The sequence below is a fragment of the Tissierellales bacterium genome, from assembly GCA_025210965.1.
In the GTDB taxonomy this organism is placed as follows: Bacteria; Bacillota; Clostridia; order Tissierellales; family JAOAQY01; genus JAOAQY01.
The window spans coordinates 1-9,259 of the sequence record JAOAQY010000211.1; the positions used below are offsets into that span (position 1 = coordinate 1).

Consider the following 9,259-nt stretch of genomic DNA (forward strand, 5'->3'; position numbering starts at 1 on the left):
AAAAGAATCAATCAACGAATATTTTGTAAAATAATGGAATCCCTAGCGGCTATTAATCATAAAATTAATTGTAGCTAGGGATTTTTTTGCTTAACTTTAAAAATTAACTAACGAAAATGTTTTAGATTAAATAAATTGAATAGTTCAATAAAACATAGATTTATTGAAAGGTATACATTAAAAGATATGTTGAAATTTAAACATTTAACAAGAAAGAATGACATTTTGTTAACGGTATCTTTTCTTAAAATTCTTAAATTTTTAAAAAAGTTAACACAAAATATGAACAACGTGCTATAATCTACACATGCATGTAATTAAATCTATGTTTAGGAGGAAAGATCATGAACAAAAGAAACATTGCAAAAAGATTATTAGCAGTAGGTATCAGTGTCTTGATGTGCACATCTATTATTCCAGCGAGTGCTCAGAGTCAAGATGAAAGAGTACAAAAATGGGCATCGGTTTTAGACAAATGTATTGAAACTGAGGTTCAGGAAGCAGAAACACTAAAAGCAGAGAATCAAGCTAAAGAAGCAGTAGACAAGGCTAGTTGGGAGTATGAAAACAATAACTATTTGTATTTAGCAGATACGCTTCCTATAAATGACAGCATTTATGGATCTTTTAATTCAGCTAAAGACTTAGATTGTTTCAAAACAGAGATAGACAAGCCAGGTATATTAACATTTACATGCACATCTGACGAGGGAACTGCAGAAGATTTTGATTTTGCACTAGTTGATGAGAGAGGTAATGTACTTAAATTTGCAGAGGCAGATGAAGATTTAGCTCGTACAAAATCACTTGAAGTAAATCCAGCATTAGACCCAGATTATTATATTGTGGTATTGCCAAATAGCGAGAGTGTAGTTAAGTCTACTTACAAATTAGATTGTGAATATGAAGAATTAGAAAACTATGTTGCTATAGACGATATTCAAATCAATAAAGATGAGTTTGTTCTTAAAGAAGGTAGCACATTAGAATTAGACTATACATTAAATCCAGAAAATGCTACAGAATCTGTAACGTTTGTATCAACAGATGAAGACGTAGCTACAGTAGATGAAAATGGAGTTGTAACAGGAGTGTCTACAGGTAGTTGTGAAATTAAAATGATGAATCCAAGAGAAACAGTGAAATCATTTGCAAAAGTATTTGTTGAATCAGATATAGAGATCAATTCTTTTGAATTTGGAAAAGAAAGATATATGGCACAAAAGGGCGATCAGATCAATTTGAAAACAGCACTTGGATTGCCAGAAGATGCGTATGTTCACATTGCATGGGATTTAAATGATGATTTAGGAACTATAAATGAAGATGGAATTTTCTATGCTGAAAATGAAGGTGTTGCTAAAGTAACGGCAACTTATGGTGAAGATACAGCATATGCATATTTGATAGTTGGTAGAATTGAAAGAAGAGTAGAGAGAAGAGCAATTTTAGTTGGTAATGGAGATTACCCAGGAAAAGTAAATGACTTAAACGGACCTCCTTATGATGTAGAGAGATTAGAGACAGTATTTAATAAAGCTGATTTTGAGGACAAGGGAGATTTCGCAGAAGTAAATACTTATGCTGATTTAGATAGAGCTGGTTTGCAGCAAGCTATAGATGACATGAGACCTTTAGTTGGAAAAGAAGATATAACTTATTTCTACTATTCAGGTCATGGTAATACAGATGGAAGAACTAGTTCTCTTTGCATGATGAATGATGACGTAAAAGTAGCAGAATTAAAAGAGATGTTAGATGAATTGCCAGGAGTTAAGGTTGTATTCTTAGACAGCTGTTTCTCAGGTGGATTCATTGGAAAAGCAGATGCTTCAGATTCTCAATTAGAGCAATTCAATGATGATGTAGTAGAGATTTTTGGAAGCCATTCAAAATCACTTCTTACAGAAGGACCTTACAAAGTTTTAACTGCTTCATCTAAAACTGAGACATCTATAGAATTTGGTGGAACTCCACCTTATGGAATCTTTACGAAGTTATTGACAGATTCAAGTGGATACGAAGGAAACTATCCAGCAGATGCTAATGGCGATAGTGCTGTAACACTTAGAGAGAGTTATGATCATATTTATGAGGCAATTCTTTCAAGAAGCCCTAACCAACACATGCAAATATTCCCAGAAGATAGCCAATTTGAATGGATGCGTTATGAAGGAGTACACACAACATATCTAGACAATATTAGCTTTGCTGATGCGAATAAGACAATCGCTGTAGGCGAAAATGGAGAATTAGATCTTACATTTGAACCAGCAGATGCTAGTAATAAGAGTGTATTCTACTATTCAGATGACGCTGAGCTTGTAAGCGTAGATTTAGAAGGAAACTACACAGCATTAAAAGCAGGAGAGACAACTCTTCATGCAATAAGTGTAGATGGTCTTTATGAAGCAGAAATGAAAATTGTGGTTGAGTAGTATCTAAAAAATATTCAAGAAACTTAATTTAGAATAATATAATCAAAATGCTAGTCGAAATCAAATTTAGTAAAAATATGATATTGACTAGCATTTTTTTAGTTTGTGAAAAGGCCAATGATAGTATATTTTATTTTGATATTTACGAAACAAAACGAAAAATTCATAAAAAATACAAAATAAACGAAAAAAACATGAGCGAATAGCTTAAAAATGTGGTATAAATAATATATAGTGTATGGTGTTAACTGAAATATGCTTTTTGTCTGGGGAGTCAAAAAGGTCGAGGAGAGGGTGCAAGATGAAAACAATGAGAAATAATTTTGAAAAAGCTTTGAGATTAACTTCAATCATGGTGTTTATTTTGCTGACTCTCTTTTTTGCTAGTGATAGTTCATTTGCGAGTGAAAGAAATAATGACATCAGGTGGGAAAAAGAAACTAATGACAATGTAGAGAGCGCAGATGAATTATATGCAGTTGACAGGGTTTATGGCTATTTCAATGAAAAATCAGATACCGATTATTTCAAGATAGAGTTAGAACGAGCAGGTGATTTAACGCTTATAAGTCTTGAAGAACATCAAAAAGATGATTTATATTCTATGAAGTTAGAGGATGAATTAGGAAATGTAATTTCAGAATCAGAATACAGCATATCTAAAGGACTTAGCTATAGATGGATATATGAGAAAAATTTGCCTAAAGGAGATTATTATGTTGTAGTAAAGCCATTGAATTTTGAATTGATAGGAGAGAACTACAATATAGAATCAAGATTTGAAGCAATAGAAGATTATAAGGAAATTGAGAGCATAGATATTGAAACAAATGAATTATACCTAAAACTTGGAGAATCGTACCACTTAGGATATATACCTGTGCCATATGATGCCACAGAACCAGTTAGATTTGAATCATCGGATGATAACGTAGCGACTATAGACGATGATGGCAAAATTAAAACTAATAATTACGGTTCATGTATATTGACAATATCAAATAAAAAAGGAACGATATCTAACGAATTACATCTATATGTTGAGTCAGATGGAGAGCTTTTGAGTCTTAACTTTGAAGAAATGAATTATGAAATAGAGCGAGGAGATATTGTAGATTTTAAGAAAATGCTTGGTCTAGCAGACGATGAATATTATCAGATGGAGTGGTCTATCGATGCTGATCTTGGAAATATCACTGATGAAGGAATGTTTTACAGTGACTCACTAGGAACAGCAAGTCTTAAAGTTCAGTATAGAGACTTGCAGGCATTTACATCTATAAATGTATTAGAGTCAGATGCTAGTGTAGAGAGGCGAGCTATCATAGTTGGGAATGCAGATTATCCTGAAGATAGCAGTGATTTATTAGGACCAGTACACGATGCTAAGAGAATGGAATCACTATTTGAAAGTGCGGATTTTGATGGAGACGGAGAATTTGTTTCTATAGAGAGATTAGAGAATATAACGAGAACTGAACTAGAGGAAGCAATAGATGAAATCAAAGAGGTTACAGGTAAAGAAGACATAACGTACTTTTACTATTCAGGTCATGGAATTAGATACCATACTATAAGCGCACTTAGCATGATGTATGATGATATAAGTGTACCAGAACTTAAAGCTTTATTAGATGAGATTCCTGGAACAAAAGTGGTGTTTTTAGATGCTTGCTTTGCAGGTGGTTTTATTGCTAAAGGAGATACAGAGTACAGTAGCGATATAGATGATATAAATGATGAAATCATAGCTACATTTCAAGTGTCATCAAAAGGTGACAATACATTGCAAGAAGGTGCGTACAAAGTTATAGCGGCATCTTCAGAGTCAGAAGTGTCTGCCGAATATGATGGAAATCCGCCATATGGATTGTTTACGAAAATATTAGTAGATGCAAGCGGATATAGAGGCGAGGTATTATCAGATGCAAATGAAGATGGAGAACTAACCATAGACGAGACATACGAATACGTTTATAGACAGGTTGTTGATGAGAATGATTCACAGCATGTACAAGTTTATCCTGAGAATAGTGATTTTACATGGTTTAGCTATGGGGATATATCAATAGATGAAGAAGTAGGAAGTCAAAGCGAAGACAAAGACCCAGACGAGGGCATAGAATTTTACAAAGATGTGATAATAGAGAATAGTGAAAAGGTGTGGACAATAGATTTTAACTCTAATGTATCGAAAGATTCGATAGTTAATGGCATATATATATCAGAAACTAGAGCTGGAGATAAATTAGATGGAGTAAATCTTGAAATTAGAGGTAGCTCTGTACTTCTTAATCCACCTAGTGACGGATGGGAATATGATAGATATTACTATATTCACGTAAATGATAATGTGAAAAGCGATGTGGGAAAATCCTTGAAAGAATCTAAAATTGTTAGATTTAAGGTAGAAAAATAGAATGTTGCAAATAAAAACAAACCAGAATTAATTAGCTGGTTTGTTTTTTTGATTGAATTATTTTAAAATATCAATTAATTCATAGTTTACATCAGAGCTATCTATAATAGTTTTAGGTGCAAGAGCATGGTCTATATGAATTTCTAGATTTTTCATTTTTGCTAGCTTAGCGAGAGATATAGCAGATAGACATAAAAATTCAGCAGGAGTGTTGTTATGACCTCTTAACCTTTTATATTTAATAATTAGTTTGTCGATACACTCGTTAACTAAGTCGGAGTTTTTTGCGATTATGGCAGAGAGAATATCTGCATGAATTGTAATAAAATTTAATGGATCGCGCCCTGAAAAAAATTCTAAGTGATTGCTAGCATTTTCATAGTCATCTAGCACTATATATTTTAATGCATAGCCAAGATGATAAGTTTCTTTACCTATCTCGGCAGAATCTAATTTTCCCCTACCTCCTAAAGCATGTGCTACTTCAAATATCGCTTCGGTGTTTTCTGAAATAATAGCGAATTCCAACAAATGAAACTTAGACAAAGACAGTGAATTAGATATATGTCGCAATCCAATTTGTGTGTCGTACCATTGCATTGATTTAAGACCGGAAATAGAAGCATTATAGAGTCTGTTTTTCATGCATGCTATATCTTTATTTATGATATAGTCACAAATTGCAATAGATTTTAAAGTCAAGCTGTTTGAGGAGTGAAATGATCCAACAACTTTTGGGAAACCTTCGTTAATTACTTGCGTGACTCTTTTAGATAAATTTTCAATCAAATACTCGTAAATATTTGGAAGATCTTTTAGATAAGCTTTACCCATTATAAATTCCTCCTTATGGAATAGTTTCTGTAATAGTTTCTGTAATGGTTTTGTATGAAACATCACCTGTTTCTTTACTCACAGATGATAATACTTTCTCTAGACAGTTATTGTCCATCGCCGAGTTTATGGTCGTTGCAGCTTTTTTTATTGATTCATCAGAATTTGATTCCATTTTGTCAATAACAATTTTTATCCAATCATCTGACATTTGTTTTATTTTTTCACCATCTCTTTCTATAGTTCCAAGACTTGCAGAACCGAATTTGACTTCTACTATTTTTAATGATTCTATAATCTTTTTATTATCTTTCTCAATATATTTTACATATACTGCATCAAAGCCTTGATTTCCATTTATATGAATATTGCCTAAAGAAACATAATCCTTGAATTTTTCTTGATGAGTTAAGTCAGAAATTACTTCGCCTATGTCTCCCTTTAGACCATTAAATGATGGAGAATTGTGATCTTTTAATTTGACGGTCAATTCTTTCAATTCATCTAGTGAATAACAACGTTTTTTAACTTCATCATGCAGGTCCTTGAGTTTAGATTTTATTAGATTGCCATTTTTATCAAATAATTTTTTAAAAATCAAGTCCATTTTGGTTGCTTTAGAAAATACTTTTGCGAAAAAATCACTTACAGTTTCAGGCAATGTTTTAATTTGTCGTTCGCCTATCGTTGCAGTAGCTAGTTTTTTTGAATTTTTGATTCCTATTTTAGCTCCAGTTTTAACAGTTTTTATCGATGCATCTATTATTTCTGGAGTGAAAACTAATACAATACACCATAATTCTACATCTTCACCAGAAATCAAATCTTTACCAATAACCCAAGAAAATAGATCATATCCAGTATCAACTGGAGTAAAGCCAACTACAATAGAAAGTAAATTTCGATTAAAATCAAAGTATTCTTGTCTTTCTTCTACAGTCCAAGTCATCGATTCTTTCATAAGTCTATCAAATTTAATATCAGCTGATTTTGCAATCCAATTGTTATCAAGAGATTTATCTTTTCTGTTTTCAAAAGTTGCTCTAAGCATAGATTCAACTTCAGCAGCTGTTCGGACGTTCCACTTATATTTTAGTATAGTTTGAGTTTCAGGGCAATTTAATTTAAAGACTTTTCCATCATCAGAGTAATCTAATACAGAACTGATCGGTCCATCACCTTCAGATGCGAATATTTCTTCTGCAGTTGGCCAATTTGATTCTATAGATAATGCGTATTTATCAACATCATCTGAAACAGATTTGTTAAAAACTTTTATATAGTACTGACCTTCAGGAAGAATTTTTTCTATAGAGCTGAATGAATCATTGGGCTCAGAAGTGAAGGTTATCTGTTCTTGATTTTCGTTATAGAGTTTAAACACACTAGTAGAATCATTGTTGATGTTAATTTTAAGTTTAGCAAAACTTGTCAAATCAAATTTGTAATAATCATTATCTATGGATGAATGAATGTTGTCAGAAATGCTATTTTGTTTTGTTGAATCATCAAGATTAAATGATAAAATATTTTGAGACTGATCAAAATTTTCGTTATTGTCAGAAACTATGCTATTCTCATTTTCATCCGTATCTTCATCACTATTTTCATTTTCATCATTATCCTCATCACTATTTTCATCATTATCTTCATTCTCATCCGTATTATTAGAAGAATTATCTGAATTAGATAAATGTGGAGAAATAGGAATGGACGGATCTATTGGAGAAACATTACAATTTCCATTGATTTCTAATATATCAATTATGTTATTTTGATTCCAGGCATCAGTCATGATATTGATTCTACCACTGGTAGAGTTAATATTCGAAGCAGAGTGAGGCAAATATTCCCAGTTGATTTCATGGGCAGATGTTGAGTTGAACTTTAAGGATCCAACCGTTTCATTTTCATCAGCAATATATAACTTTAAATTGTTGTCAATTTTCAATAAAGGTAGATTTATTGTTTGTTTTTGTTTGGAGAATTCTATATAGTTGCTTCTATTTATATCAAAAAATGAGCAGTAATTATTGTTAAATTCAAAGAGTTCAACGTTAGAATCAACATCTGGAGCATTTGACCACGATATTTCGCCATAATTGTTTAAATTTATTTCTTCATTTCCATTTTGACGAATACAACCAAATTTAAAATCTGGATTATATGTTTTCGTTATTTGATCATAAACCCAGGGAGTTCCAGTTGGGCCAAAGTTTAAATCGCTACAATACTCATAATCTTTGTATATGGCTGAGTGCGAAGTAATTATATAAAAACCATCAAGCAGAGTGTTTTCTCGACCAATACCAAAGTAAGCTTTGCTATTTGGAAAATCAGCAAGGGTACCTTTGTAATAGTTAGGATAAAGTTTATCTCTATAGCGGAATCTTGATAGTTTAGGAATATAAGTTACGCCATCTTTTTTGAATGCAAGCCAATAGCGGCTACCATCTTCCCAATTGCCCTTTATATTAGCGAGCAGAGTTTCTATCCCTGGAGTTGGAAGAGGTGGAGCTTTTATTTCAGATTTAGTAATTAAATCTGATGAATTTAAAGCAGTTAGAAGTGAAATTGCATTAGAAAGATATAGATAGTCATCAGCTCCGAAACCTGAGGTATTCCAAGTTTTTAGCAATTTTAAGCTTTCTTCTTCATAGGATTCATAAGCGCTTAATTTATAATCAATTCCGTATTCTAATTTTAGTAAAGCATAAAGCCTTACAGGACCTATATTTCGTTTTATATTATTCAAATTTAGCTGTGCTAGTCTTTCTTCAGACCATTCCTGATCAATATTTGGAATAAGTAAGCTATATATTTTTAATATTGGGTTAATCCAGCTTTCACTTGAAGCTTTGGCTGGTTCGAAATTTGTAGAGAATAAGATATTGAAACAAATGGTAATAGCTAATAAAAATGATAATATTCTTTTGTTCTTTGTTACATACATGGTTAGCCTCCTAAAAATTGATTGATATATATACCATTTTTGTAAATAAAAGATCTTTTATAAAGTGTATAAAGAAACTGCCGATAAGTCAACGACATTTTACTTAACGAGTTAATTTGACTAAAAAGTGCATTGAATTCACAAAAAAGCACATAAAGAAAATATTGAAAATCAGAAAAATATATGATAAAGGCATTTTGTTATAATATTCCTAAACTATTTAAATGTATTATTGTATTAAAAATAATGCAAAATAATAGATTTTGTTATAAAATATAAACTATAAAACAATTCAGAAAAACTTGTAAATATTTAGAAATAGAGGATGAGTAACAGTTGAAAAAACCTTATAGAAGTTTATAAAAACTTCTCAAACATTAAGAGAATGGGATAAAAAAGATATATTAAAACCACATCATGTTGCTCCAACAGGGTATATATATTATAAAAGATATTGGAAGTGGGATTAACTACAATAAAAAGGGATTGAATCAATTAATAGACATGATAACTAATTCGGAAGTTGATAAGGGAAAAGAGCCAATAAAACTAAAAAAATGATTAAGGAGTTATTGAAAGATGATACTGGCAAAGAAGATTAGAATTATCCCAAAT

4 protein-coding genes and 1 pseudogene are annotated in these 9,259 nt (G+C 31.6%); 3 read left to right on the top strand and 2 right to left on the bottom strand.

What is annotated here, in order from left to right:
• Positions 1 to 344: 344 nt before the first annotated feature.
• Positions 345 to 2,438, top strand: coding sequence for an Ig-like domain-containing protein (locus N4A40_15110; GenBank protein ID MCT4663185.1), 2,094 nt, complete (start codon positions 345 to 347; stop codon positions 2,436 to 2,438).
• Positions 2,439 to 2,739: 301 nt separating this feature from the next.
• Entirely contained in the window at positions 2,740 to 4,857 is a 2,118-nt protein-coding gene (locus N4A40_15115; GenBank protein ID MCT4663186.1) for a caspase family protein, read from the top strand.
• Between the two features lie 57 nt (positions 4,858 to 4,914).
• Here N4A40_15115 and N4A40_15120 read toward each other — a convergent pair whose 3' ends face one another.
• Together N4A40_15120 and N4A40_15125 are read right to left on the bottom strand one after the other, a co-directional pair.
• The gene (locus N4A40_15120; GenBank protein ID MCT4663187.1) at positions 4,915 to 5,691 is read right to left on the bottom strand and encodes a hypothetical protein; all 777 of its coding nucleotides are present in this window, start codon (positions 5,689 to 5,691) and stop codon (positions 4,915 to 4,917) included.
• 13 nt (positions 5,692 to 5,704) lie between these two features.
• Complete coding sequence (locus N4A40_15125; GenBank protein ID MCT4663188.1) at positions 5,705 to 8,644, bottom strand: pre-peptidase C-terminal domain-containing protein; 2,940 nt, start codon at positions 8,642 to 8,644, stop codon at positions 5,705 to 5,707.
• Between the two features lie 359 nt (positions 8,645 to 9,003).
• On the opposite strand from N4A40_15125, the pseudogene N4A40_15130 reads away from it, so the two are divergent.
• Positions 9,004 to 9,246, top strand: a pseudogene (locus tag N4A40_15130) (hypothetical protein).
• Positions 9,247 to 9,259 lie beyond the last annotated feature (13 nt).